This is a genomic window from Paraglaciecola mesophila, from assembly GCF_009906955.1.
Taxonomy (GTDB): Bacteria; Pseudomonadota; Gammaproteobacteria; order Enterobacterales; family Alteromonadaceae; genus Paraglaciecola; species Paraglaciecola mesophila_A.
Genome location: NZ_CP047656.1, coordinates 816,018 through 842,966, shown reverse-complemented (window position 1 = coordinate 842,966; position 26,949 = coordinate 816,018). Strand labels below are relative to the sequence as shown.

The 26,949-nt window shown below is 44.1% G+C and carries 20 protein-coding genes and 1 pseudogene; 16 read left to right on the top strand and 5 right to left on the bottom strand.

Translation table 11 applies throughout. From position 1 onward, the window contains the following. Positions 1 to 205 precede the first annotated feature (205 nt). Positions 206 to 1,837: a phosphoenolpyruvate carboxykinase (ATP) gene (pckA, locus tag FX988_RS03440; RefSeq protein WP_160178354.1), complete on the bottom strand. Its 1,632-nt coding sequence runs from the start codon at positions 1,835 to 1,837 to the stop codon at positions 206 to 208. Positions 1,838 to 2,466: 629 nt separating this feature from the next. On the opposite strand from pckA, the gene FX988_RS03435 reads away from it, so the two are divergent. The 9 genes and pseudogenes from FX988_RS03435 to FX988_RS03395 all read left to right on the top strand — a co-directional run bounded on the left by FX988_RS03435 (position 2,467) and on the right by FX988_RS03395 (position 13,594). Further along, positions 2,467 to 5,334: an FAD-binding and (Fe-S)-binding domain-containing protein gene (locus FX988_RS03435; RefSeq protein WP_160178353.1), complete on the top strand. Its 2,868-nt coding sequence runs from the start codon at positions 2,467 to 2,469 to the stop codon at positions 5,332 to 5,334. A 49-nt stretch (positions 5,335 to 5,383) separates the two neighbouring features. Beyond that, a pseudogene (locus tag FX988_RS03430) lies at positions 5,384 to 6,432 on the top strand (DUF2157 domain-containing protein). Between the two features lie 326 nt (positions 6,433 to 6,758). Beyond that, entirely contained in the window at positions 6,759 to 7,451 is a 693-nt protein-coding gene (locus tag FX988_RS03425; RefSeq protein ID WP_160178352.1) for a MotA/TolQ/ExbB proton channel family protein, read from the top strand. Positions 7,452 to 7,456: 5 nt separating this feature from the next. After that, positions 7,457 to 7,867 carry an ExbD/TolR family protein gene (locus tag FX988_RS03420; protein ID WP_160178351.1) on the top strand — a complete coding sequence of 137 codons (411 nt, stop codon included), beginning with the start codon at positions 7,457 to 7,459 and terminating at the stop codon, positions 7,865 to 7,867. After that, the gene (locus FX988_RS03415; protein ID WP_160178350.1) at positions 7,864 to 8,283 is read left to right on the top strand and encodes an ExbD/TolR family protein; all 420 of its coding nucleotides are present in this window, start codon (positions 7,864 to 7,866) and stop codon (positions 8,281 to 8,283) included. The genes FX988_RS03420 and FX988_RS03415 overlap by 4 nt, the downstream gene beginning before the upstream one ends. Next, positions 8,283 to 9,269, top strand: coding sequence for an energy transducer TonB (locus tag FX988_RS03410; RefSeq protein ID WP_160178349.1), 987 nt, complete (start codon positions 8,283 to 8,285; stop codon positions 9,267 to 9,269). The genes FX988_RS03415 and FX988_RS03410 overlap by 1 nt, the downstream gene beginning before the upstream one ends. A 6-nt stretch (positions 9,270 to 9,275) precedes the next feature. Then, positions 9,276 to 11,615, top strand: a complete 2,340-nt coding sequence (locus FX988_RS03405; protein ID WP_160178348.1) for a TonB-dependent receptor — start codon at positions 9,276 to 9,278, stop codon at positions 11,613 to 11,615. Positions 11,616 to 11,715: 100 nt separating this feature from the next. Then, positions 11,716 to 12,825: an alpha-hydroxy acid oxidase gene (locus tag FX988_RS03400; protein WP_160178347.1), complete on the top strand. Its 1,110-nt coding sequence runs from the start codon at positions 11,716 to 11,718 to the stop codon at positions 12,823 to 12,825. Between the two features lie 85 nt (positions 12,826 to 12,910). Next, a complete protein-coding gene (locus FX988_RS03395; RefSeq protein WP_160178346.1) occupies positions 12,911 to 13,594 on the top strand; it encodes a Fe2+-dependent dioxygenase in 684 nt (227 codons plus the stop codon). Between the two features lie 38 nt (positions 13,595 to 13,632). On the opposite strand, the gene FX988_RS03390 is transcribed toward FX988_RS03395, so the two are convergent. Next, positions 13,633 to 14,259, bottom strand: a complete 627-nt coding sequence (locus tag FX988_RS03390; RefSeq protein ID WP_160178345.1) for a trimeric intracellular cation channel family protein — start codon at positions 14,257 to 14,259, stop codon at positions 13,633 to 13,635. A 73-nt stretch (positions 14,260 to 14,332) separates the two neighbouring features. Next, positions 14,333 to 14,845: a DUF421 domain-containing protein gene (locus FX988_RS03385; protein WP_160178344.1), complete on the bottom strand. Its 513-nt coding sequence runs from the start codon at positions 14,843 to 14,845 to the stop codon at positions 14,333 to 14,335. A gap of 668 nt (positions 14,846 to 15,513) precedes the next feature. Between FX988_RS03385 and FX988_RS03380 the strand changes: the two genes are divergently transcribed. The 7 genes from FX988_RS03380 (at position 15,514) to FX988_RS03350 (ending at position 24,299) form a co-directional block, all read left to right on the top strand. Then, the gene (locus FX988_RS03380) at positions 15,514 to 16,116 is read left to right on the top strand and encodes a hypothetical protein (protein ID WP_160178343.1); all 603 of its coding nucleotides are present in this window, start codon (positions 15,514 to 15,516) and stop codon (positions 16,114 to 16,116) included. Positions 16,117 to 16,279: 163 nt separating this feature from the next. Further along, positions 16,280 to 19,108: a UvrD-helicase domain-containing protein gene (locus FX988_RS03375; RefSeq protein ID WP_160178342.1), complete on the top strand. Its 2,829-nt coding sequence runs from the start codon at positions 16,280 to 16,282 to the stop codon at positions 19,106 to 19,108. 214 nt (positions 19,109 to 19,322) lie between these two features. After that, positions 19,323 to 19,676: a RidA family protein gene (locus tag FX988_RS03370; protein ID WP_201751628.1), complete on the top strand. Its 354-nt coding sequence runs from the start codon at positions 19,323 to 19,325 to the stop codon at positions 19,674 to 19,676. 232 nt (positions 19,677 to 19,908) lie between these two features. Beyond that, positions 19,909 to 21,294, top strand: a complete 1,386-nt coding sequence (locus FX988_RS03365) for a GntP family permease (protein ID WP_160178341.1) — start codon at positions 19,909 to 19,911, stop codon at positions 21,292 to 21,294. Between the two features lie 460 nt (positions 21,295 to 21,754). Next, complete coding sequence (locus tag FX988_RS03360) at positions 21,755 to 22,507, top strand: glutathione S-transferase family protein (RefSeq protein WP_160178340.1); 753 nt, start codon at positions 21,755 to 21,757, stop codon at positions 22,505 to 22,507. A 71-nt stretch (positions 22,508 to 22,578) separates the two neighbouring features. After that, entirely contained in the window at positions 22,579 to 23,439 is an 861-nt protein-coding gene (locus FX988_RS03355; protein WP_160178339.1) for a dioxygenase, read from the top strand. Next, positions 23,436 to 24,299 carry a fumarylacetoacetate hydrolase family protein gene (locus FX988_RS03350; protein ID WP_160178338.1) on the top strand — a complete coding sequence of 288 codons (864 nt, stop codon included), beginning with the start codon at positions 23,436 to 23,438 and terminating at the stop codon, positions 24,297 to 24,299. Before FX988_RS03355 ends, FX988_RS03350 begins: the two co-directional genes overlap by 4 nt. 49 nt (positions 24,300 to 24,348) lie before the next feature. Here FX988_RS03350 and FX988_RS03345 read toward each other — a convergent pair whose 3' ends face one another. Next, on the bottom strand, positions 24,349 to 24,741 hold the full coding sequence (locus tag FX988_RS03345; RefSeq protein ID WP_160178337.1) for a DUF2750 domain-containing protein: 393 nt from the start codon (positions 24,739 to 24,741) through the stop codon (positions 24,349 to 24,351). 129 nt (positions 24,742 to 24,870) lie between these two features. Continuing rightward, positions 24,871 to 26,757 carry a tetratricopeptide repeat protein gene (locus tag FX988_RS03340; RefSeq protein WP_254700710.1) on the bottom strand — a complete coding sequence of 629 codons (1,887 nt, stop codon included), beginning with the start codon at positions 26,755 to 26,757 and terminating at the stop codon, positions 24,871 to 24,873. Between the last annotated feature and the right edge of the window lie 192 nt (positions 26,758 to 26,949).

The following is a 26,949-nucleotide window of genomic DNA, read 5'->3' as shown; positions in this document are numbered from 1 at the left end:
CCTCATTAACTGGCTCGTTGATTGGTTATCGTAAACCGTTGGGATTATTAGCCTACTGGTATATTGTCGATTTGGGTAGGGTATTTTTCTTAAACGCTAGAAGTGATACCAATTTGCATTGTAAAGCAGAAAAACAGGCGCTACTCGTGCGCCTGTTTTAAATAGGCTGGCTAGGGTTGATACACCTAGTCAGAGTAGAGCGCCGTTAGGCGCTTTTTGCTTGACTAAATAAGCTAGGACCTGCGGCAACCAGTGACTTACCATTGTCGGTATCAGTGAACTTATCGAAATTATCTACAAATAAGCCCGCCAAATCAGTGGCCTTTGTAGTCCATTGATTTTCGTTGCTGTAGGTTTTACGAGGGTCAAGAATATCGCTGTTCAATTCACCTAATTGTTGTGGAATTTCTAAATTGAAAATGGGCAAGACGGTGGTCTTCGCATCATCTAAAGAGCCATCTAAAATTGCATCAATAATGGCCCTTGTTGCTTTAATCGAAATACGCTTGCCTGTGCCATTCCAACCAGTGTTAACCAAATACGCTTGAGCCCCCGCATCTTGCATACGATTTTTAAGCACTTTGGCATACTGAGTGGGGTGCAAGCTTAAAAATGCTGCTCCGAAGCAGCTTGAGAAAGTCGGCGTGGGTTCGGTTATTCCCCGTTCTGTGCCAGCTAATTTAGCGGTAAAGCCAGACAAGAAGTAGTACTGTGCTTGCTCGGGGGTGAGCTTAGATACGGCTGGCAGTACACCAAATGCATCTGCAGTTAAGAAAATGACTTTATTCGCATGCCCAGCGCGGGATACCGGCTTAACAATGTTGTCAATGTGATGAATCGGGTACGACACTCGGGTGTTTTCGGTTTTGCTGTTATCATCAAAATCGATTTTACCATCAGCATCAACCGTCACATTTTCAAGTAGGGCATCACGACGAATTGCGTGATAGATATCGGGTTCGTTTTCTTTGCTTAAATTAATAGTCTTTGCGTAACAACCACCTTCGAAATTGAACACACCGTTGTCATCCCAGCCGTGTTCATCATCACCGATTAACTCACGATTCGGATCGGTGGATAGGGTAGTTTTACCTGTGCCAGACAAACCAAAGAATACAGCCACATCACCGTCTTTACCTACATTGGCACTGCAATGCATTGAGGCAATGTTTTTCAAAGGGAGTAGGTAATTCATCATAGAGAACATGCCTTTTTTCATCTCGCCGCCATACCAAGTGCCGCCGATAAGCTGTACTTTTTCGGTTAAATTAAACGCCACAAAATTCTCTGAGTTTAGACCTTGGGCTTGCCAGTTAGGATTGGTTGTTTTTGCGCCATTCATCACCACAAAGTCAGGCTCGTAATCGGTTAGCTCTGCATCAGTAGGGCGGATAAACATGTTTTTAACGAAATGCGCTTGCCAAGCGACTTCTGTAATAAAGCGCACCTTCAAACGTGTATCTTCATTTGCGCCGCAGTAAGTGTCTACCACAAACAAACGTTTGCCATTAAGTTGCTTAGTGACCAGCGCTTTGAGTTCGCTCCATACTTTAGGGGTGATTGGCTTATTATCGTTTTTGCCTTGATCAGACCACCACACCGTATCTTTGCTGACATCATCGCGCACTATGTATTTGTCTTTTGGTGAGCGCCCGGTGAATTTCCCTGTGTTGACGTTAACAGCACCTAATTCAGTGACAACACCTCTCTCATAGCCTTCAAGAGCGGGGTTTGTTGTTTCATCAAATAACGTTTCATACGAGGGGTTGTGTAAAATTTCGCTAACATCGTCGATACCGATCTTGGCTAAATCAGCCAATAGTTTTTGTACATTCATAAACTAACCCTTCATTTAATAGTGGCGGTGGAACTGATAGAGCGGCAATGGCTCTGTATCTATATTCTAACCATTTTTAGTACTTGTGTGAAAGTCTGTTTGTAATGAAACGTTATGAGTTACATATTTGGGCGATAAACTGTGATGAAACCAATTGTTAACTTAGTTTTCGAGGTAAATGTGGCTGAACAACCGGCAACAAAGTTGCGAATTTAGCTATGCTATTGGAAATTATACAAAAAGGGTGAAGTCTTATAACTGTATGATTTATAGTATTAATTTGTTCCTAATGCGGTTTGTGTTAACCAAGTGTTAATAATAAAGGGCTGGTTTCGCTCATCGAAGGGCCCGCAAGACGGCTAGCATACGAAAATCATGATATTGATTATTATTGTAATTGATTGTGAAAGCTTTCATTTTTATTCTGTTTTTGTGTTTTTCCGCTTTGCTAAGCAACAGAGATACTGATTTGTAAAAGGGGGAACTCGCAACGTGCACTAAGACTTGATGCAAGGGGCGCAAGATGCGATTCTTTATGCCATCTTCTTTGAGAGAGTAACGTTTTGTTTCGATTAAACAAGGTGTTGCATTTCCCGTCTCAGCTTTTCATTGTGTATTAGGACAAATAAATGACCCGCTTACCTAGCGACTATTTACATGAGGTTAGCCACTTTTTACCCTCATCCGCTGTTATTCAAGACATCAGTCGTCGCCGTGCGTTAGCCGTCGATGCCAGCTTTTATCAACTTATTCCGCAACTGGTTCTCAAGTTAAGTTGCATTGAACAACTCCAAACGATTTTAAAGCTGAGTCAAAAATATCAAGTGGCTGTTACGTTTCGTGCTGCAGGAACCAGCTTGTCTGGGCAAGGTGTGACCGACTCAGTTTTAGTCATATTGACCGATGATTGGCGAAAATATGCAGTGTTGAATGATGGGCAGCAAGTCAAATTACAACCAGGGATCATTGGGGCACAAGCGAATAAAATTCTTGCCCCTTACGGTCGAAAAATAGGCCCAGATCCTGCTTCTATCAACAGCTGTAAGATTGGTGGGATAGCAGCAAACAATGCTTCTGGCATGTGCTGTGGTGTCGCTCATAACAGCTACTACACAGTGCAGGATATGACCATAGTGTTAGCCGATGGTTGTGTGGTCGATACCAGCGACGAGGGCAGTGTGGCGGCATTTTGCCGTTCCCATGCAATGCTGTTAAGTGAGCTAGAAGCGTTGGCATTGGCGTGTCAACGTAATCAAGCGTTGCGTGAACGGATTGAGCACAAATATCGTCTGAAGAATACCTGTGGTTATGCGCTAAATGCCTTGATTGACTACCAAGATCCGTTGCAAATTTTAATGCATTTGATGATTGGCTCAGAAGGCACCTTAGGCTTTATTGCTGATATTACTTACAACACAGTGATTGAGCATGAGTACAAAGCCAGTGGCTTATATCTATTCGCCACTGCTGAGCAAGCCTGTGGTTTGGTGACTGCTTTAAGTTTACAAAATGTTGATGCGGTTGAATTAATGGATCAGCGCGCGCTTAATTCGGTAAAAGGCCAGCCTGGATTACCTGATTCGTTTTGTACTGACAACGATAATTACACCGCGTTGCTCATCGAAACCAGTGCTGATAGTGAAGACGCGCTTAAGCAAAATATACGTAGCATTGAACGCTGCATTGGTCACGACAGCGCGCTGCACACCATATCTCTAAGCGACAACAAAATATTGAATCAGCAACTTTGGGCTATTCGTAAAGGTACATTTCCTGCGGTCGGTGCCGTGCGCGAAACAGGTACCACAGTGATCATTGAAGATGTGTGTTTTCCCATTGCGAACATGGCCGAGGGGATCCAAGGCTTACATCGATTATTCGATGAATTCGGCTACAGTGAGGGCATTATTTTTGGTCACGCATTGGCTGGAAACTTACACTTTGTGTTTACTCAGGGATTTGATGAGCAGCGCGAAATTGAGCGATATGATCAATTTATGCAAGCCGTTGCGCATTTGGTGGCGGTAGAGTTTAACGGTTCGTTGAAAGCAGAGCACGGTACAGGTCGAAATATGGCACCCTTTGTACCGTTAGAGTGGGGCAGCGATGCCTATGAAGTAATGCGTAAAATAAAACAAATAATTGATCCAGTTGGTATTTTAAATCCTGGGGTCATTTTAAATGACGATCCGCAAAGTCATATTAAAAATCTAAAGCTTATGCCTGAAGCAAACGAAATAGTCGATAAATGTATTGAATGTGGCTTTTGTGAAGCTGTTTGCCCCTCTCAGGATTTAAGTTACACACCAAGGCAACGTATCGCGATTTGGCGGCGTATTAAGCAATTACGCCGTGCACAAAGTGCGTCAAATAGCACAACGGATACTGCACAGCTGGAACTTCAACAATTAGAACATGATTTTCAATACATGGGGGTAGATACCTGTGCGGCTACCGGCTTATGCGCACAGCGTTGTCCTGTGGGGATCAATACAGGTGATCTAATTCGGCAATTACGCAGCGAAAACCAGTCCAAATTCGGTAAAACGATAGCAAAGTTCAGTGCCGAACATTTCTCTCTTGTCAGTAAAGGGGCTGGACTTGGTTTGGCGTTATCAAGTACGGCAACAAAATTACTTGGCGCTGCCAAAGCGGACAAAGTTGGGGTTGAAATGCACCGAGTGTCGGCGAAAAAGCTGCCTTTATGGCACAGTCAGTGGCCAAGTAGAGGTAAGGCTATCAAAATTGATGGCTCGGTTAATTCCAAACAAATCATTTATTTTGCCAGTTGTGCGAGTCGAAATATGGGACCAGCACCTTCTGACGGTGAACAGCGCTCTACCTTTGAAGCTGCACGTTCAATTTTTAATAAGGCGGGTTATCAACTCATATTGCCAGAAAGGCTGGACGAGCTGTGTTGCGGTATGCCTTTTAGTAGTAAAGGCTTTCCTGATTTAGCGATACAAAAAGGTCAGGAGTTAGTCCAGCAATTGCAGGATATTAGCCAAGGGGGGAAAATTCCTATCGTGTTTGACACCAGCCCATGCAAACAGCAAATAAATGCACTTAAAAGTACGCAAGGTTTACCTATTTATGAAACCAGTGAGTTTATGGTGAAGCACGTGATCGGTGATCTTGATATTACTCGTCAACAGGAGCCTGTTGCTCTACATATTACCTGCAGTAGTCGCAAAATGGGGCTTGCTGGGCACTTACAAACCCTTGCTCATGCGTGCAGCGAAACCGTAATAGAGCCTAATGGCATTGAGTGTTGTGGTTTTGCTGGCGATAAAGGTTTTTTTATGCCCGAACTTAATCGCAGCGCACTGCGTCATTTACAGGCGCAAATTCCCGCTGACTGTAAAGCGGGCTACAGTAACAGCCGCACCTGCGAAATCGGATTGAGTCATCACAGTGGGATACCATATCGCTCGCTATTGCTACTGTTAGATGATGTAAGTACTAAAAAAGCGACGAAAAGACATACGAGTATGTGATTGGGTATACCGGCACTTATGTATGGCTCGAAAAAGCAAAGGAAATACTATGCAAATCAGTCGACAGCAATTAACGCAAGCGGTAGCACAAGGAATAGTCAGTGAAGAACAAGCGCAACGCTTAGTCCAGTTTATCTCCGAAGAACTCGACGCAAAAGCGCTGCCTGATAAAAGCGTAACGTTCGATTTTACCCATGTTCTCTACTACTTAGGTGACTGCTGGCTATTGGTTCTCTGAGCGTTTTTATGACATTAGGCTGGGAGCGTTTTGGCGGTGCGGGTATTGTTGGTTTATGTCTGTTGTACGCCATCGCTGGGATCACACTTGCCAATAGCATGGCGAACAAGGGGTTATCTGTCGTTGCAGGAATTTGCGCCACCTTAGTGGTGTGTTTGGTGCCGCTGGCTGTTTTTGGCTTGCAACATGCGTTAGGCGTTTGGCCTTCTGATGATGATTATCGCGAACATCATCGGTATATTCAGTGGCATTGGCTGTACATGGAATTAGCGACATTAGCAGTGGGAGCGGTGTTAGCAAGAATATATCGTTATCCGTTTTTGGTTATGCCCATAGCACTCACGCTCTGGTATTTGTCTATGGATCTAGCGATGATGTTAACTGGTGATTACCCTGAATTCGAACTACGGGCGTTAGTTTCGATGTGTGTAGGCCTGTTTATTTTGGGGTTGGCATTTTGGATTGATATACGTTCGCGCCATACTGTTGATTACGCGTTTTGGTTATACATATTCGGCACCGTAGCGTTTTGGTGTGGTTTATCAATGCAGCACTCAGAAAATCATTTGTCTAAATTCATCTATTTCTGCATAAACCTTTTCATGATCGGGATAGGGGCTATCTTAGTGCGAAGAGTACTCGTGGTTTTTGGGGCTTTCGGGGTGTGCGGTTACCTTGGCTATTTGGCGTACGATGTGTTTAACGATAGTTGGTTTTTCCCAATCGTTTTAACCCTTTTAGGCGGAGTCATTGTTTATTTAGGCATTTTATGGCAGAAACATGAACAGCGCCTATCGCAATCGATGCAAGGGTATTTACCTCGGGCATTACGTGAATTATTCCAGTACAGAAGATGCTAACCAGCCAAAGAGTTCTTATACGGCCGCTGTGGTGACTCAATCTTGTTCATCTTAATATTGTCCTTCTTAACATAGTGGGGGCTGATTTTTGTATTAGTGCTTCTTACTCTGCCTAAAGACTTCTAATTTTATCTAAAGAATTGCGACGCAAAGCTTACTATTGATAGCGCGTCAGCAACTTCAACCGTTTTTTCTGTTTGTTTTTGAACCCAAAAGAATGCAAATCGACATTAAATTACGACTTTAGTTCAATAAAGTATTGTCATGAATAGTAATTAACTATAAAGTGATAATCATTCTCATTTGGATTAGTGTTAGGTGTTAGCGTGGTTGATTTACTGGTAAATGGTGGGGTAGTGGTCTGGCTTTTGATCAGTCTATCCGTGGTGGCTCTTAGTGTAGGTGCCTTTAAAGCTTGGCAGTTTTATAGCACGCGCCCAACACCCGCTGATGCGATTGAGCAAGCCTTCGGCTATTTACAACAAGGTAAACACGCTCAAGCATTACTGTTAGTAAATGGTCAGCGCAACTATCGTGCCGCCCTTATTAGCAGTACCGTGCAACTCATTGACAAATCATCGTTGGCGCTCGATGAGATTAAAGATGAAGTATATCGCCAAGCACAACTCGCCATCTCGCAACTCAATAGTTATTTACGTATATTAGAAGTGATCGCCACATTAGCGCCGCTTATGGGACTTTTCGGTACGGTTATCGGCATGATAGAAGCATTTAAAGCCATGGAGTCTGCCGGTGCTCAGGTCAACCCCGCGGTGCTTTCGGGGGGGATCTGGCAAGCCTTGCTTACGACTGCTGTGGGGTTGGCCGTGGCGATCCCAGTTTCGATGCTCAATAGCTACTTTGAACGTAAAGCAGAAGTAGAAGCACAAGCCATTCAAAATGACTTACAACGTGTTTTCACCCTTTACGCCAGTGCTAGCAGCAGTCGCCAAGGAGCCAGCAGTAAATCCGCAAGTGTCACTAAGGCATCCAGCACGCCAAACCAAGGCGCAGAGTAGTCGCTATGTCTGGCTTGGTATTACCACAACGTCGCAAACAAAGTATTAGCCTCACGGCATTAATCGATGTGGTGTTCATTCTACTGATGTTCTTTATGTTGACCTCATCATTTACCAAGTTTAGTGCAGTAGAGATGCAGTCAAGCTTGGCGGCGAGTACCGCGTCTGACAGCAAACCTCAATTGCTTCGTTTAGCACTTGATGGCCAATTATCTAATGAGCAGACCATGGCCTTAACAGACAGTGCATTGACGAGTGATCTTGATATAAGCATGCCGACTGTGTTGCAGCCAACGCCTGACACCCAAGTGCAGGTGATTGTTGATGCCTTGTCGCGCATGAAGACCTTGGGTTTTACTCAAGTAACATTAGGCAAGTCTCGCTCTCAAGCAAATACGGCCGCGGGGCACCAATGAGTTTATTCAATCAAGCACAAGTCAAAAGACGTAAAGCGAATAGCGACGATAATTTAATTCCGTTGATTAATATCGTTTTTTTGCTGCTGATCTTCTTCATGATTGCAGGAAAAATAGAGCAAATTCAGGATGCAGGATTAACCCTGCCAGAGAACAGCCAGAGCAAACCGGCGCTTGCTCAACCCATCACCTTGCAGCTTTCAAAAGATAATGAAATTCATCTGAATAACGAAGTGGTCGATTTTGATGGGTTACCTGACGCGTTAACCCAGTTATTGCAGGAACACCCAGCAAATATCGCAGTGCGAGCTGATAAGCAAGTGGCCTATCAAGACTTAGACAAAGTGCTAGATATTTTGCGCGCTTCAGGGTTTAGCACCATCAACTTATTTACCCTAACGACAGAGGCAAGTTGATGCGTGCTGCTACACAACGAAATAGTGAACAACAGGGCGTAGCCAGTCAATCACAAGGCATCACTGGTTTGCTTTCACCGAGTTTTCATACCAATGGGCATAAACGCCAGTGGTTGATCGCCATTGCCGTTGCTAGCGCCTTACACGCAGGTTTGTTTGCAGCACTGTCGATTAACTCTAAAGAAGTTAAAGGCACAGCCATCGGCGAAGGCCAAGACGGTATCGAAGTTGGGCTTGGAATGCTCGGTGCCTATCAAGATCAAGAGTTGGTTGAGTCACAGCAGATAGAAGAAACAGTCGCCGCCCCTGTAAAACCTGAGTCAAAACCTGAACCTAAGTCAAAACCCAAGCCAGAGCCGAAAGTCGCACCAAAAGTAGCGCCTGTTGTTGAAAAGGTGCCACCGGTTGCAGAAACAATTGATGTACCCGTCGTTGAACAAGTATCAGCGCAAAACGCGATACAAAAAGTGATAGCGCCCAAAGAATCGTTACCTGAGCCAGAAGTTGAGAAGCCAACACCCACCCAGACCTCTGCTGAGCAGCAGAACATTGTGGCTAGCAATGATATAGCAAAAAAGACTCAGCCTGACGACAACGCTTTTGCACCTGCGGCGCAAAAGGCCGCAACTCGGGGCACGGGCAGCGCGAGTTCAAATCGCTCTGGTGGTCGCGCGGGCAACGCAAAAGACTTTTTCGCGGAGCTTCAGGCGCATTTGCGCAAATATAAGACCTACCCAAGAGAATTGAAAAAGCAAAAAATTGAAGGTGTGGTGCAATTGCAATTCACCATCGATCACGATGGCTATGTATTGGCCTCAAGCATCAAAGAAAGCTCAGGTTCAGCTGAACTCGATAGGGCTGCTCTAGATATGTTGCAAAAGGCCAACCCTTTGCCACTTGTACCCGATTCAATCAAACGAGAAAAGATCACGTTAGTGATCCCCATCGAATATTCGTTAATCACCAACTCAGCATTTAAGGATTAGTTACCAATGAGTAGAAAAAATACATGTCAAATAGCGCCATTGAGCCTTCGCTCACCCAAGGTTAATACCAATAAAACCTTGTTAGCATTAAGCGTTCCCGGCATGTTGATGAGCCCGTTTGCTATGGCTCAAGAAGACGAACCCATTGTACTGGACACTATGCAAATTGAAGAGCGCACGGTTGATACCAACCCGTATGCGCAAGCAGGAGCGCCTTATAAAGCGCAAGTTTCAGGCGACTCACGCCATGTGAAAGAGTTAGCTGATACCCCACAAACCATCAGTGTACTTACACAAACTCAAATTCAAGAATCTGGTAGAACTGACTTAAAAGACATTCTTGCGGCCCAGCCTGGTATTACCTTGGGTACAGGTGAAAACGGTAATGCGTTTGGTGATCGTTATATTATTCGCGGTCACGAAGCACGCAGTGACGTGTTTGTTGATGGCTTACGTGATCCTGGCATGACAACCCGTGAAAGCTTTGCCACTGAACAAGTTGAAATCACTAAAGGACCAAGCTCTACCTTTGCAGGTCGTGGTTCAACAGGTGGTGCCGTTAACAGTATTACGAAGCAAGCGAGCACTGAATATGACTTCTCTAAACTTGAAGCTGGTTTAGGCACAGATGATTACCGCCGTATTGCCCTTGATAGCAACAAACGCATCAATGATGATCTAGCAGTGCGCGCGAACATCTTGCATTCGTATAAAGAAATTCCTGACCGAGGCCCTGCAGATCAAGAGCGTAATGGTCTTGCCCTTTCTGTTGATTACAAAGCAACTGACAAGTTAAAACTTACTGCGGATTATTACTACTTAAAAGCGGAAGATACGCCTGACTTAGGCACGTATATCGTTGCTGGCGGTGGTAAGCCGGTAGCCGATTTGCCGGTTTACACCCAAGACGGCCAAGACTTTTTAGAGTCAGAAATTAATACCTTTACCTTGCGTGCTCAATATGAAATTGACAGCAATACCCGTGTTGAAAACTTAATGCGTTACGGTACGACCGACAACGGTTACGTAACCACGGGTGCCCGTGGCACCAACCGTGATGCGAGCGATCCCGACGCACCAGGGGCAGCAACGGTTAGCTTGAGTACGCACCAAGGCTGGCAAGAAGTAGACTATTTCGCAGATCAGCTAAATGTATATTTAACCCGTGACCTTGGCGGCTTAAAGCATAACTTTGTGGTCAGTGCTGAATACAGCGCTCTTGACGTTGATAACGGTGTTTACAATGTGACGAATACCGGCGATACCAACTGTGTGACATCTGGTCGCGGCGGTGCTTCTGCTGGTTTCTGTCTTATCGATGCAAGTGGTAACTATATTGATAACATCAACAGTGTGATGGGGCGCAGCATTGAAAAAGGCGCACAAGACTCGGATTACTCAATCGATACGGTGTCTGTGTCAATTATGGATACAGTTGATATCAATGAATTCTGGTCAGTCTTCGCTGGTGTGCGTGCTGATAGCTTCGATTACGATAATGTCGTGACCAGTGGTGGTGTAGATACCGCATACGATTATTCTGATACGCTTTGGAATGGTCATGTTGGCGTAGTGTATAACATCAACGAAGACGCCAATGTTTACTTAACCTACAGTACATCAAGCAACATCAACGGTGGCGAGTCTGACTTAGGTGGCAACTGTGGTTATGGCGGCATCTGTGGTGACCCTCAACAAGTAACAGACAGCAAGCCAGAAGATACCGAAAACTTCGAATTGGGCACGAAATGGAACGTATTTAACGACAAATTGTTGCTAACAGCGGCTATTTTCCAAATCACCAAAGACGACGTAATGGAAAGCATCGGTGACGATGACTATGCCAGTATCGGTACGCTAAACACAGGCAAAAACCGTGTGAAAGGTGCAGAGTTTTCAGTAGTGGGTAATATCACAGAAGACTTAAGCACCCAGTTTGGTGTGACCTTCATGGATGCTGAAGTACTTGAATCATTTGATACAGATAGCGTCGGCCGTACCTTGAGTAATTTTGCTGATAACAGCGCATTTTGGCAGCTACGTTATCAAGCAAGCGATGCGTTTTCTTTCGGTGGTACCATGACCTATTCAAGTGAAATGTACGCGGGCCAACCGGACTCGGGTGCGGGCTTTAACACTGAGATCAATGATTACTCGTACAAAGTGCCTAGCTACACGTCATTCGATGTATTTGCAACCTATGCATTTAATGAGCAACTCAACTTGCGTCTAAACGTTGCCAATGTAACGGATAAAGACTATTACCTTGCGGCATATCGTAGTGGTGCATTTACCTATATTGGTGCAGCACGCAACGCGAAACTAACGTTAACGTATGAGTTTTAATATTTAGTTAAAACGTTTTATTACAATTTACGTGATGTAATCAGGGGAGTAGGTTGGTTTTCAACGTGCTCCCTTTTTTCATTTACGTTAAGATTTAGCCATGAAAAAAGATCATTACGTGTTACCTAAACTAAGCCAAATCCCCGCAGATGTGATTGCTATCAGTGATTATGAACGCTTAGCGAAAGACTATATGCCTCACGGTATTTATGAGTACATTGCAGGTGGAGCTGGGGATGACATTACCCTTAGTCGCAACCGCAGTGCATTTGATGCTATCGGCATGAATAAGCGTGTGCTACGTAAATTTACCAAAGGCACAACAGAAGTCACCCTCAGCTCAGACCGTTTCAATTGGCCCATGTTGATTGCCCCTCTTGCTTATCAAAGTTTGTTGCATCCAGAAGGGGAGCGAGCCACGGTAGAAGCGGCTAACGCGGTGAACATGGGCATGATGACCAGTACCTTGTCCTCTGTTCCGCTTGAAGATATTGGCAGCGCTCAACAAACCCCAAAATGGTTTCAGTTGTACATGCAGCCAGATCCAGAACATACCCTAGATTTGGTCAGACGCGCAGAAAATGCGGGGTATACTGCCATAGTGGTCACAGTTGATGCACCTGTTAGTGGACTTAGAAATCGTCAGCAAAGAGCTGGCTTTTCATTACCCCCCAGTGTGGTAGCAGCCAATTTAGTGAATTACCCAACCTCTAAGACCCAGTCGCTTTCACCGGGACAAAGCGTGTTGCTTAACGGTTTAATGGCTGATGCACCAGATTGGAACGATCTTCAGTGGTTACGTGAAAACACACGTTTACCCATATGGATCAAAGGCATCAGTCACCCGCAAGATGCGATATTAGCGGCCGAAAGCGGCTGCGCAGGCATTGTGGTATCGAACCATGGTGGACGCACATTAGACGGACTCGCAGCCAGCATTGACTTGCTCCCCCCTATTCGAAATGCAGTGCAGGATGATTTCAGTATCCTGCTGGACAGTGGCATACGCCGTGGTACCGATATCTTTAAAGCTATTGCCCTTGGCGCTAATGGTGTGCTCATCGGTAGACCTGTGCTAAATGGCCTAGCTGTTGCAGGGGCCTTGGGTGTGGCCCATAGCTTAACCTTGTTACAACAAGAGTTAGAGTTAGCCATGGCACTCACAGGCTGTGAAACAATTGACGACATTACCTTAGATTGTATTTATTGATTTTCATAAAACGCACTCGTGCGCAAGGTTGTTAAACTGAATAATCAGCAAGAAACTCACTAATCTAGGCTTTAAAGAGAGACGCATGTTAACCGTTATTGAAGATTTATTATCTAAACAAGAAGTCGCTACATTTACCCAATCATTAGACAAAGGCCAGTGGATAGATGGCAAGCATACGGCTGGCAGTCAGGCGTCAAAAGTGAAATATAATCAACAGCTTGACGATTCAAGTGCCTTAGCAACAGAGCTAAGAAATGCAGTGATTAGAAAGCTATCGGCGAACGCGCTCTTTATGTCATCAGCATTACCTAATAAAATATACCCTCCTAAGTTCAACCGCTATCAAGGCGGTGAGCATTATGGTCTGCACGTTGATAGTTCGGTGATGCCGATCCCCAATAGCCATCAAATGTTACGAACCGATCTTTCCGCCACTTTATTTCTATCTGAACCAAGCAGCTATGATGGCGGTGAATTGAGTATAGAAACGCAGTTTGGTTTGCAGCAAATCAAGCTCAATGCTGGGAGCGTGATTTTGTATCCGGCAAACAGTTTGCATCAAGTTAACCCTGTGACAAAAGGGCATAGAACAGCCTCATTTTTCTGGGTAGAAAGTTTAGTTCGCAGCAATGACCAACGCAGTATGTTGTTCGATTTAGATCAATCAATTCAAGCTCTTACTGTGGAGCTCGGTGGTAATGATGCTGAAGTAAAACGCTTAACTGGTGTGTATCATAACCTTATGCGCAGTTGGGCGAGCTGCTAAAGCGCTCAAACATTCTGTCACTATGAGTTTGAGGCAAGTTATTCTGTGTAATGGCGTTTTTTGAAAATTTTTGGACGCCAGTTCCAGTGCAGAGCACCCATTCGCAAAAAGACAGTGGCAAATAATGCGCCCAGAATACACCAAATATATGGCGCTCCTAAGGTAAACAATGCAGCGTACACTAAACCGCCCGCAACACACGCGGAGGCGTATAGCTCACCTCGCATAACTGAGGGAACTTCTCTACAAATCACATCACGAATAAGCCCACCGAAAATACCTGTGGTGGTGCCCATGGTAATGGCGATAAGCATACCTGTTTCACCTATTAAAGATTTCTCGATGCCGACAATATTAAAAATGGCCATACCCACCGCATCTAGCAGCAAAAAGTAATAGTTTGAAACATGGGGCAAGTAGCGGATAAACGCAACGGATATAAATATTGCAGCATATGTGGAGTACAAATAATCCGGGTCGGCCACCCAAAATACGGGTTCATTTAATAGTAAGTCTCGCAGAGAGCCACCGCCTAAGGCTGTCACGCTGGCCACCACGACCACGCCAAAGCCGCCTACTTTTTTTTCGTATCCGAGTAGGGTGCCTGATACAGCAAAAAAAGCGACGCCAATTAAGTTGAGGACGTGAAAGTAATCATCGGTCATATTCAATACCTGAGGTTATTGAGGGAATGACCCTAGTGATTATCCCTTTGTTTTGCTCATTAGTCATTAGCCATTAGCCCGCTTCACTGCGTAACTTCATAATAAGCTGATCATGAATTTCACTTTTCGGCACGATACTGAGTTCTCCATCAGCTTCGAACACGACCGCCATGACGCGACTCGAGTCACCAAATCCTGCTTTTCTAACGGCCGCTTCTACGTCAGTGCAGGTTAAGCGCGCGTCCTTCATGGCTTTATCGATGTAATGACCATCAAAAAAGACCAATTGAGGAGACACCTTTATGACTTTGTCGAAACGGGAGAAGTGTGCACTGGCGAGTGTGACTAGATACTGTAAAAAGAACAAGAAGGAAGCGGCTATTAACACCTGTGAAAGTAAGACGTCTTTGAGTAATATTGCTAGCCCAAAAATAGTGCCCGTGGTAACTGTGATAACCCAATCAAAGTTGTTCATTTTAGCAAACGATCGCTTACCCATTAGGTGTGTCGCGATCAATAAAAACAAGTACACAATTAATGTACTCATGACTATCCGCAGGATTTCATCCCAAGATTCAAAAAACATGTTTCCCTCCTGTTACGTCAAATGTTGCTTTTCGAACAAAGTGGATATTTGTCGTTGTGTGCAATTTATCTATTGAACGTCTCAATATTGAGCGAAGTTCATCAATTAATGTGCCAAAGCGATTTTGCGGGCGTCGTTTCGCATTGCGCTTGATGCGAGCCTAGATTGTTGGTGGGACTGAAAGGTTTTCTTAGGTCACGGCTCACACACGATTGCGAAGTTAGCTTAGTTGAATTAGGTAAAAATGTGACGCGATCATGTAGGTTTTTCATGGCATGGGGAGCATTGTCCCTTGGGGCTGGCTTTTTAAGAGCACAGTGTTCACTTTGTATGTGTTTAGGTTGTTAAAATAATGAAGTGGCATTTTTTTTAGGATAGATCGCTTATTAAGACCGGCGCAATAAGTGTTAATTCAGGCCTTCTTTAAGATTTGCAGTGGTTTTTATGGTAATGTAACCAAACTAACTCGGTCGCTGTGTGGCTTTACATCAAAGATGTTGCATTTGGGAGAAACTATCTTACTAAGTCAATCTATTAGGTCGAGATAAACCGATTTCTGTTCAGGATTTGTTGATAAACATTCATCTTAATGTTCACCCTTTAATTGGGGAAAGTCAGAGTCGTGACAGTGGTATGAGTAAAAATATAATAATAACGGAGGTAAGGATATGGAACCCGATTATGAACAGGCTCAAAATAAAAAGTCGCAAGTAACGCAAGTATTACGTAACTCGTTGATTGAAGTCGGAATAGAGCCACAGGCTACAGATGAGCTAATAACCACTACGCTTAATCCTGCGATCGCTGTGCGAGCCCCTAAAAAACGTGTTTCCGATGTAAAATTGGACGTTGATCCAGCACAGCTGGTAAAACCGGGAAACATCAAACTCAGTATCAGTACGCTGATTGAGCACATTGAAAAAAGTCAACCTCTTGGCGTTACCCCAAAGCATGAACCCTGGCTAGGAATATATGCCTTTATAGAGCTGTTACGTTTAATCAGCGATTTACAACACGTTACCATCAGTGAAAATGATGCAATGGTGATTTGGTGCATGTGGTTTGTAAGAGCGAGACGAACCAATACGATCAGCGGCAAGGATTTGCTAACCAAAATTAATTCTCATTTAATCCGTTATGAGCGCAGCGCCTTGTCAGAGAGTGAACTTGAGACAAGTTTGCAAAATCTAAAAGACATCAGCGCGATCCGTAAATCAAAAAATGCTGAAGACAGCTGGTATTTAGTTGGTTGGGTAAAAAGAACGTACTAATCATAGGTCAACACGCGCATCACTTGAACGCGATTATTCAAAGGAATAGGCGTATTGTAAGTGATGTGGGTGATTTTCATTATTCGACGTGTTTCAACACGACTTTTCGCCGCTTCTAACAGTAAACATTTTTAAATTAACAACCATGTAATAGTAGGTTCCTTTGCGTTCGAAAGTTTCACCGTCTTTGACGGCTACTCCACCTGAAGTTAACTCATCTAATCATAATACACACCCCATACACACAACATCATTTGCTATTCAACTTAGTTGGTTTGGGCGGCTGTTTTCCTCTTTGCAGTCTGAGCTAATGATCGATGAACATGGCATTGTTTTTCCTGATGGTTTCGTGCCACCAAACGCATTAAAAGCGCTTGCGGTTAAAGACAGTTCGAAAGCCGAGGTTAAAGGAAAGAGACATAGATTGTTATGGCAGCACTTCGATGTACCTCCGGTCTTTGAATGGCGCTGGCTTGGGGCTACATTGATCTATCGGGTGGATGGGGTTTTACACGAACTACATTTTATTGGCTACCGCGATAGCAGAGCCTTGGCCGGTCAAATTAAAAGTCAGTGGGCACATTATCATCAAAAGCGATTACTGACATTAGTGAGTAATGTGGAAAACACAATACAGGCGCGATACCTAAGGCACTCTCGCTTACAAGCCATACAACTACGAGTAGCCAAAGAATACCCACGTTGGATGCCTTGGGCACAAAGTAGCCCTTTAAGTCATACAATCCGAGATGCGGTTGCAAAGCTTAACGTGATGCACAATTGGAGTGAAACGGATATCGCCGAGCTACGAGAGTGCTTTATTCAGAACCAACTGCGTCTTTACCGTCATTATTTTGATACCGTTGAGTCAAATCCGATGACAGAAAAGCAGCGCCGAGCATCTGTTATTGATGATGACAGCAACTTATTACTAGCGGGCGCTGGCACGGGAAAAACCAGTGTTATGGTCGCAAGAGCCGGTTATTTATTAACGAGTGAGCAGGCACGTCCAGAAGAAATCTTATTGCTGGCCTACGGTAAAAAAGCCGCGACAGAAATGGATGAACGAATTAAAGACAAGCTGGGTATTGATAACATCAAAACCAGTACTTTTCATAGCTTAGGTTTAACCATCATTAGCCACGTTGAGGGCAAACAACCGAGCTTATCTGCTTGGGTAAATGATCAAGAAGCAAAAACGCAATGGGTACAGGCTAAGATGGAACGCCAGTTACTCAACGCGCGCTACTGCCAACAACTGATAAAATACGTGAGCGAATTTTATTATCAGCCAAAAAACACATTTGAGTTTACTGCACAAAGTGAGGTAGATCAGTATTTAAGAAGCGCCGATATTTGCACCTTAAAAGGTGAGCGTGTTAGTGATGTTGCTCATATGCATATTGCGAACTGGCTGTTCTTAAACGGTTTTGAATATCACTACCAAGCAACGTATGAGTTCGGTGCGTTAGGTAAAGGTAAGCGTGTTAGCAGTAATTACCATCACAAAAGTGGTGCTGATGGCGCCAATAGTGTGGTTGGCGTAATTAAGGCTGACTTTTATTTGCCAGTAACTAATGTGTATATCGATTATTACGCGATCGATGAAAATGGTGATACACCAATATATAAAGATAAACATCACTTTGAACAGATGATGCAGAGTAAACGCGAATTGTATCGCCAACGGGGTAGCCGCTGTATTGAGTTGTTTTATCATCAGTATGCTAAAGGGAGATTAAACCACGCGTTAAAGCGAGGCGTGGTTAAAATGCAGTTAGACAGTGTTCCGATAGACGATGAAGCTGTATTGAATATGATGCGACAGTCAGGGCGTTTGACCAAGTTAGCGGGCTTGCTAAGTCAATTCATCACAGTATTCAAATCGACCTGCCAAGGTAAGCTAACCCTAGAAAAAATACTAAACAGGGTGGCAGGAAATGCCACAAAAACTGATATTCAACACATCCGCCTCGCCTTTAGCTTGCTAAGGCCTATTTATCAACAATACCAAAAGCACTTAAGCCAACATGGGCAAATTGACTTTGAAGACATGGTTGGCAAAGCGATTCATTACGTGGAGCAAAATAAGTTTATTGCTCCGTGGCGATATATTATGGTGGATGAATTTCAGGACATTTCCGAGCCGCGTGCCCGTTTAGTGCGAGCGCTACGTGACAGCACTTGGCTTAACAGCGCTCAGCCAGAAAGAGCTCAGCTAGAAAGAGCTCAGCTAGAAAGAGCTCAGCCCGCCTCTTTATTTTGTGTAGGGGATGATTGGCAAGCCATCTATCGTTTTAGTGGTGCAGATGTCAGCTTGACCACAGGTTTTAGTCAGTATTTCGGTCCCAGTTCACAAAGTATACTAGATCAGACGTTTCGTTTTAATGATCGTATCGGGAATACCGCAACACAGTTCGTTAGCCAAAATCCTGAGCAGATAAACAAAGAAATACGCTCCTTGTCCAAGGCAGATAAGCCAAGCGTATCCATGCTTTTTAGCGAGGTGAACACAAAATCCATTGATTTTTTACTGCATAAAGCGCTGGCAGATATTCACATTCAAATGCGCGGTAGGGGCAGGGCGCGGCATACTACGCAAGTCTCAACTGTGTATATCTTAGGGCGGTTTTGGTTTCAATTACCCGATAAAGAAACGTTAAAAAAACTCAATCAACAGTATTCAGATCTGCAGATCAGGAGTTTATCGATACACGCTGCGAAAGGGAAAGAAGCGGACTATGCCATTCTCACTGGGATGACCCAAGGACAACACGGTTTTCCAGCGAGTAAGATATCCTCACCTTTATTGGAAGCACTGTTGCCAGTTGAGGAGGAGTTTCCAAATGCGGAGGAAAGGCGTTTGTTGTATGTCGCGTTAACCCGAGCGAAGCACAAGGTGTATATACTCGCTGATAGAAATCAGCCAAGTTCTTTTGTGTCAGAACTTATGGAGCCGACGTTCGATGTTGAGATCGTAAAATGTGCCTAAACAGGACTACGCCTAAGATACATCCAATATCAATTGCCTAACGGTACGCACCAAGGGTATCTTCAGCTTAGGAATGCGTAATGTTATGGCTCACTCATGAACCGGCCATGAGTAGAGAGGGGGGATTTATACGTAAAAAATCACCACACCTAGGCCTAAATTGCTATTATCCGCCACTTCATTTTAATCATATGCTGAATAGTTAGAGGGTAAAGTGGCAATAATCGAACGTAAAGAAACCAAACAACGGATGAGCCGAGTGGTTATACACCAAGGCACTGTGTATCTCTGTGGACAAGTAGCAGCGGATGCCAGCAAGGGCATTGAGGAACAAACTCAGACCATGTTGGATAAAGTCGACGCGCTATTATTAAGTGCCAATAGTGATCGTGAACACATGTTATCAGCGACCATATATATCAAAGACATGGCTGACTTCGCTGTAATGAACGCCGTTTGGGATGCATGGGTACCTCAAGGGCATGCACCAGCAAGAGCATGCGTGCAAGCCGCCATGGCAAGATCTGAGTTGCTCGTCGAAATATCAGTGGTTGCAGCGCAAAAATAGTATTTTTTATGCTATTACGGGAGACACTAATACCATTTTAGGTCAGGCCGTTAATACTTTCTGAGTTTAGTACTTATACCAATAAGCGCTGAAAAATGAGCACCGAAAAATGAGCGGGTCAACAGGCACGTGGACCCCTTATAGTCTTTTTGCAATTAATTCACATTATTGGATGAATCTCCCCTTGGTTGATGTTAAATTGTTGTTAATTAACAACAAATGAAGCTTTAACATGCAAAATCAGCCCTTTATTCATGAACCTTGGTATTTATTAATCGTCGCGCTAGGTGCTGTACTCGCCTTGTTATTCCTTATTGTGCGGGTTCGTATTCATGCTTTTATTGCACTTTCTTTAGTTAGTTTAGTCACAGCCTTAGTCGCAGGCATTAGTGTGACAGAAGTGGTGCCTACCTTGATGGGCAGTTTTGGCGGTACCTTAGCGTCAGTGGCGTTGCTGGTCGGGCTAGGTGCAATGATAGGTAAGTTGCTCGAAGTGTCGGGCGGGGCGCAGGTACTGGCGGAAAATTTAGTGAATCGCTTTGGTCAGGACAAAGCGCCCCTAGCATTAGGGATTGCATCACTATGCTTTGGTTTTCCTATCTTTTTTGACGCAGGCTTAATTGTGATGATGCCAATTATCTTTAGCGTCGCCCATCGATTTAATGGCTCGGTACTAACCTATGCCTTGCCAGCTGCGGGGGCGTTCGCAGTGATGCATGCCTTCGTACCACCGCACCCTGGTCCTGTCGCAGCTGCGGAGTTTTTAGGGGCTGACATAAGTTTACTACTGTTAATAGGGCTGGTGATCGCTGCCCCAACTTGGTACTTAGGTGCCTACATATTTGGCCAGTATGCAGGGAAACGTTTCGGTATCCCTTTGCATTCACTTTTTAGTCAAAATGGTTCGAATTTAGAAGAAGATAAAGCAAGAGATCTGCCCAGTTTTTCTAGTGTGATGCTCATTTTACTTTTACCAGTATGCCTAATTTTTATGGACACAGGCCTCAACACACTCATTGCTGCCAATGTTATACAAGGTGACAGTGGATTTGTGCACATACTGCGCTTATTGGGCAAAACCCCTGTTGCCTTGCTGATTACTCTATTAGTCACTATTACTATATTTAGCCGACGCTTTGGCATGCATAAAATAGAGCAGTGGTGCGGTGATTCTTTGGCACCTATTTGCGCTGTGATTTTGGTCACTGGCGCTGGTGGAATGTTCGGTGGTGTACTCAGGGCCAGCGGTATTGGTGATGCATTAGCAGGGCTGCTAGCCGATACCGGTATGCCAATTATTGTGGCTGGGTTTATTATATCTGCGAGCCTGCGTGTGGCGCAGGGTTCAGCAACGGTAGCGCTAACAACGACGGCCGCTTTGTTAACCCCTATGGTGGCAATGAATACTGGATTATCAGCAGTGGATTTATGTTGTTTAGTTATAGCTATTGCTGGCGGAGCGACTGTTTTATCGCACTTTAACGATTCTGGTTTTTGGTTGGTTAGTCGACTGTTAAATATGGATGAAAAAACTACCTTAAAGACATGGACGGTAATGGAAACCTTACTTGGCAGTTTGGCGTTTATTTTTGCACTTTGTATCAGTCTCATTTTTTAAAGTAATTTATTACGGGGCAAATTGATGGCGCTGGAAAGCGCTGTTACCTTAGTGGCCAGTAAACGGCTATTAGCTTGAGTGAGCACAACGCTCTTATTCAACGCTGAACAGCGAGTAGCATTTTATCCTTCTTTGTTTAGTAGCAATTTGAATGGTCTTTTGCCTATTATTTTACTTGTAATGCTCATTCACAGCGCGACATCTCACTCTGAAAATCCCTGCAAATCATATCCTTCACTCAAGTCTAGGTAACCCGAATTTGGTGTATTGCTTTACCTGCTTAATTTAAAGGATACGCCTCTCATATTTGTTGACAGCAGCTTACAGTATAAGTACATTAAATTAACATGTGGTTCGCATGTATCGCATGGTGGTGTTTTTGGCGCGAGTGTTGTCCATAAATACGATTAAAGAGTACATGAGTTAGGTAAAACGCTCATCAGTTAGCAGGAACAAATGAATGGCCATTAGCGAAACTAGCAATCTATTGATTCAATCTATGCAAGGGGTTCACCTATACCATTTTGGCATGTCTAGCTGTTCGCAGCGCGTAAGATTTACTTTGGAAGAAAAGGGCATTGAATGGGAAAGCCACCCTGTCAATTTACACCTAATGGAAAACGCGACGTCAGAATATCAACAAATTCACCCTAAGGGCTATGTACCGGCTTTTATCCATAACGGAAAACTACTGTTAGAGTCAGTCGATATCATTGCCTACGTAGATGAAGTGTTCGACGGGCCCGAACTACATCCTAAGAATGAAGATCATAAGCGTGAGATGCAAAAATGGGTCGATTTATCTAACGAGAACCAGTGGTGCTTAAAGCATCTTACCTATGAATTAATATTTAAAAAGTTAGGCCATTATTCTGATCCTAAAGAAGTTGACTATTACTTAACCCATCAAAAAAATCCTGAGCTATTACAGTTTGTAAACGACTTTGTTGCTGGCTTTTCAGACGAGCTTGTACAAAGCAACATTAACGAAGCCTACGCTTTCTTAAAAGCGTTAAACACGAGACTTGGTGAAGTCAAGTACCTTGCAGGTGACGAATTTTCCTTGGCAGATATCGCCGCGATTGCCAATGTTCACCGATATAAACTGTGCGGTTTACATGTAGAGCAATACGCAGATTTAATGCAATGGTATGACAAAGTAGCGGCTCGAGATGGGTTTCAGCGTGCAGTTGTAGCATGGGAGCCACGCTAGTAGCAAACAGCAGATTACCCATTTAGGTAAGTGTATGTAGAAAGCGGCTGCAGAAAAATAGAGGGGAAAACATGAGAAATTTAACGCAGGACACAATAACTGACTATATTGCCGCTTCATTTGAGACATCCCAGAGCCCGCGAAACGTAGAACTTATGGTAGGGTTAGTGAAATGCCTGCATGGATTTATTCGCGAAGTGGATTTATCTCACGGCGAATGGGTCAAGCTTCTAGATTTTTTCTACCGTGTGGGTGATAAAACAACAGAAACACGGGACGAGTTTATGTTGTTGTCTGATGTGATGGGGATCACGAGCTTAGTCGATTTACTCGCCGCAACAAAAAATCCAGAAGTGACTCCAGCCAGTCCTTTGGGCCCATTTTATCTCGAAAATGCACCTGTTATTCGACAAGGTGAATCGCTATGCCGAGTTGATGAGCCTGGCATACCTTTGGTCTTTAAAGGGATTGTAACTGACGAGCAGGGGACCCCGATTATAAATGCCCTACTTGATATTTGGCACAATGCAGACTCAGGTTTGTATTCAAATGAAGATGAAACCCAAGACGATATGAATAACCGCGGTCGAATATACACAGATGATCAAGGAATGTTTGCGTTGAATACTATTCGACCTAAGCCTTACTCTGTACCCATGGACGGTCCCGTGGGTGATTTATTAAACGCGTTTGCTCGCAGTCCATGGCGCAGTGCGCATTTGCACGTGGTTGTTTCTGCGTCTGGTTGTGAATCTGTTATTACCGAATTGTTTTTTTCAGATTGTGAATATATTGATATTGACGCAGTAGGCGGAGTGAGGCCTAGTCTCACCCATGAACCCATTTATATTCCCACTGACAGAGGCGAAACATTATCCGTCGAACATCATTTTCGCTTACGTCAACTTAGTCAGGAACTTTCCACACTATGAAATTTCTTCAGTATAACGAAAACGGACAGATTAAACTGGCAGTAAAACGTCAAGACAGCATCATTCCTTTGCATAGTGTAGATGAGAATTTACCCCAAGATATGAAAGGACTGATCTTAAAGGGAAGCGAAGTACTAGATGAGCTTCGCCAAAAAATCTCAAGTTATAGTGGAACAACGCTCCCTTTACATAACGTTGAATTCGCCCTACCTGTAGGGAACCCTGAACGATTTCTGTGTTTGGGATTAAACTATGTAGATCATGCCAAAGAAGGTAATAATACTGTACCTGAGCATCCCGCAATTTTTATGCGTACGCCTACTAGCCTAGCGGCGCATAACCAACCTTTGCTCTTACCCAAAGTTAATAAAAAGCTTGATTACGAAGCCGAGTTACTCGTGGTCATTGGCAAAGAAGCCAAATACCTTAACAGGGACAATGCACTTGACGCTGTTTGGGGATATTCTTTGTTTAATGATGGCTCGGTACGACCCTACCAGCGCTGGAGCACACAATGGACTATGGGCAAAAACTTTGATCAAACAGGTGGATTTGGCCCGTGGATAGTTACTCCAGATGAATTACCTCTTGGGGCGAAGGGATTAGAAATAGAAATGCGACTGAATGGCCAGGTTATGCAACTCGCCAATACCAATGACATGGTATTTGATGTTGTGACGACGTTAGTACAAATTAGTGAGTGCATGACATTACAGCCTGGTGACTGCATTGCGATGGGAACACCGTCAGGAGTAGGGTATCCCAGAAACCCGCCGGTGTTCCTACAACCTGGTGATATTGCCGAAGTAGATGTAGAAGGCATAGGCGTTTTGAAAAACGGCATTGTCTTAGAAGAATAACGATATGCTGAACGCAGCGTGAGCCGCGTTCAGTGTTGTTTAGAAGCCGTTAAAATCTTTCAACTTCAGCGAGCATTTGGCTGAAATCAGCGAGTTCTACTTCTAAATACTCGCCTCCATCTTGCCACTCAATGCCAATTACCACGTTATCTTGCGCAAGATCTTCAACCCAAAACTCTAGCCAATCTGACACTGTAATGGCTTTTGGCACGTAATCTTGCCACTCATCAATGCAATGTTCTTTCGCCAATTGTGGGTTTGACCAAAGGGGCATCACATCAGTGTTTTCAAAGTTAATAGAATCTAGTATTACCCAGCCGTCGCTGGTTTTATCTTGCAACGCCCATAACTCTTGGGTGTGTTTAATCTGGGACATAAAATCCGCTGAATCGATGTTTGTATCTGTCATGTTAAGCTCTAGTGGGCTGATTTGTGGCGCCATGATACGACCTAACGAAACGTCTCACAATATATGATTGTATATAACCATTAATGTCCGTATATTTTAAAATAAGTGAAAGCGTAAGTTGCTGATAAAGAACAATATAATCTTGTATATTACGGTGCGCAGCTAATGTACCACTGAGCTGTCAAGTTCAATATCAGCGTATTGCCAGGCGTTTAAAAAACGCTCCTTTACCTTGGCAGCTTGAGTTGTATTACCTCGCGCCAAATGCGTTTTGTATAAACCGTACAGTGACCAACCATTCTCTGGAAATATCTGTAGATCCTGTAGGTAAACCTGTTGCGCTCGGGCAAAATCACCTGATGCGAGTAGCACAGCACCAAGTGATTGACGAACAGGCGCATGCCAATCTGATGGCTCGTTATAATTTAGCTCGTCTTCTAATGCCACCGCTTTTTTCAAGGCACGAATAGCATCAGAGTTGTTTTGTGATTTGGCCGCCAATTCGCCTTCAAGAACTAAGGCAGCAATATTGATAACACTGTATGCGTCATTTATTTGCCAGACCGTGATATCAGCAAGCTTTTGGTTCGTCGCCAACTGTTGTAACTGTTGTAAGTGGATATTGGCTTGTGCGAGCCGCCCATTAGCGGTGAATGCGCTACCCATGGCGTAATGCCATACTGCTAAAGGATATAAGAGCCTAGCTTCCGGTCTTGGGATACTCATTATTTTTTCCCACTTACCAAAGCGAACATAAGCATACCAAGGAGTAACCCAGTAATGCTGAAGTGTCCCTAGTCCTTCTTCGGTCATTAAGTTGGTGTCTATGTGCTTGGCCATGTGCTCAGCTGCCTTGATGGCTTTGTGACTGCTTCCTTGCATGCTTGCCATTGCCCACAAAAAGTGGCGGTTGTGGGGAACATAAGCTAAGGGGTAAACACCTTGTTGGTTACACTGGGCAATATAGTTATTGTCGACCAAAATAGCTTTCTCATTGCTAACAACCCCTTGTTGGTAATGACCGGTGCGAATATAGATATGTGAGGGCATATGTACGAGATGTCCTGCACCTGGTACTGCTTCTTCTAACACCTTAGCACTGGCTAGTCCTCGCTCTGGCTGCTTCGATGCTTCAACAGCATGAATATAATAGTGATTCAGACCGGCATGTAATGGGGCAATTTTAAGTCCTTTTTCTAATACCGTTAATATTTCAGGAGTCCATTCTTTTGGTCGCCCATCACTATGCCAGTAATCCCAAGCATGGATCACCATGAGCGACTCTGCTAACAAGGTTCGAAGATTAGGGTCGTCAGGATATTGCAGGACTAATGCTCGCATAGCGTTGGCGTATTTTACATCTAAATTGGCCCTGTCAGACAACGTCTCATCTTGTGAATAACGCATTTTGAGCGCCTGAATGAGCGCGACTTCTTTTGGTGAAGCATATTGGCTCAATGCTTGTGCTTTTGAGATCGCATTGAATGCAGGGCGCACCGCGTTTGACTTCATTGGACCATTGATATTGGGGCCTAGCACTAATGCTTGGCCCCAGTATGCAAGCGCGCTTTGAGGCGCGAGTATAGCGACTTGTTTGAAAGAGCGCCTAGCTTCCAAATGATTAAAACCATAGGTTAAAGCCATGGCTTGATTGAAAAATTTTTGCGCTTGTTGATTCCCCCTTGAAAGGTAAAACCCATGCTCTCCCATGCCTGTCAAAAGCGGCGCTATCTGCCCATTAAAAAGGTTCTTTTCTGGGGTTGGTAGGGAGGCTTCGGTTACGTTATTCGTAGTGGACGCCTCAATATTATCCTGTTCTCGAGTGAGTGGGTCATCAGCTAGTGCACCCGAACCCGTCGAATTCGATGAACAACTAAGCAGACAAAACATACTGGCTAGCAGCGCTGTTTTTATCCCCGAGATAGTAGCGGGTAAAGGTCTGGGAGCCGCCAGTGGTATTGCGATACTTTCTACTTTGTTGAATGAGTGTGGTGTAGTGTGAGATGTAATGGTAGCCCAAAGGGTGGATAGTCGATTGAAACGCTTCATCTTTACGTCCTTGTTGGTTGCTATTGAAAGGACAGTATTCCAAGTCAGGCGTGCTTGAATGATGCTCAGTCTCTTTATCGCTTTGTGCTTCACACGCAATGAGGCGAACGAAGCGGGTGATGCGATAAATTGAATTATAGTGGGCTTTTAAGAATTTTCTTATGTATGACTATAGATTTTTCTGACTAGCAC

Excerpts from the sequence above, each read along its gene's own strand:
- FX988_RS03405 (WP_160178348.1), top strand. The coding sequence starts at position 9,276 with ATGAGTAGAAAAAATACATGTCAAATAGCGCCATTGAGCCTTCGCTCA.
- FX988_RS03350 (WP_160178338.1), top strand. The coding sequence starts at position 23,436 with ATGAAATTTCTTCAGTATAACGAAAACGGACAGATTAAACTGGCAGTA.
- FX988_RS03380 (WP_160178343.1), top strand. The coding sequence starts at position 15,514 with ATGGAACCCGATTATGAACAGGCTCAAAATAAAAAGTCGCAAGTAACG.
- FX988_RS03420 (WP_160178351.1), top strand. The coding sequence starts at position 7,457 with ATGTCTGGCTTGGTATTACCACAACGTCGCAAACAAAGTATTAGCCTC.
- FX988_RS03385 (WP_160178344.1), bottom strand. The coding sequence starts at position 14,845 with ATGTTTTTTGAATCTTGGGATGAAATCCTGCGGATAGTCATGAGTACA.
- FX988_RS03390 (WP_160178345.1), bottom strand. The coding sequence starts at position 14,259 with ATGACCGATGATTACTTTCACGTCCTCAACTTAATTGGCGTCGCTTTT.
- FX988_RS03340 (WP_254700710.1), bottom strand. The coding sequence starts at position 26,757 with ATGAAGCGTTTCAATCGACTATCCACCCTTTGGGCTACCATTACATCT.
- FX988_RS03415 (WP_160178350.1), top strand. The coding sequence starts at position 7,864 with ATGAGTTTATTCAATCAAGCACAAGTCAAAAGACGTAAAGCGAATAGC.
- FX988_RS03395 (WP_160178346.1), top strand. The coding sequence starts at position 12,911 with ATGTTAACCGTTATTGAAGATTTATTATCTAAACAAGAAGTCGCTACA.
- FX988_RS03410 (WP_160178349.1), top strand. The coding sequence starts at position 8,283 with ATGCGTGCTGCTACACAACGAAATAGTGAACAACAGGGCGTAGCCAGT.
- FX988_RS03400 (WP_160178347.1), top strand. The coding sequence starts at position 11,716 with ATGAAAAAAGATCATTACGTGTTACCTAAACTAAGCCAAATCCCCGCA.
- FX988_RS03435 (WP_160178353.1), top strand. The coding sequence starts at position 2,467 with ATGACCCGCTTACCTAGCGACTATTTACATGAGGTTAGCCACTTTTTA.
- FX988_RS03360 (WP_160178340.1), top strand. The coding sequence starts at position 21,755 with ATGGCCATTAGCGAAACTAGCAATCTATTGATTCAATCTATGCAAGGG.
- FX988_RS03355 (WP_160178339.1), top strand. The coding sequence starts at position 22,579 with ATGAGAAATTTAACGCAGGACACAATAACTGACTATATTGCCGCTTCA.
- FX988_RS03365 (WP_160178341.1), top strand. The coding sequence starts at position 19,909 with ATGCAAAATCAGCCCTTTATTCATGAACCTTGGTATTTATTAATCGTC.
- pckA (WP_160178354.1), bottom strand. The coding sequence starts at position 1,837 with ATGAATGTACAAAAACTATTGGCTGATTTAGCCAAGATCGGTATCGAC.
- FX988_RS03345 (WP_160178337.1), bottom strand. The coding sequence starts at position 24,741 with ATGGCGCCACAAATCAGCCCACTAGAGCTTAACATGACAGATACAAAC.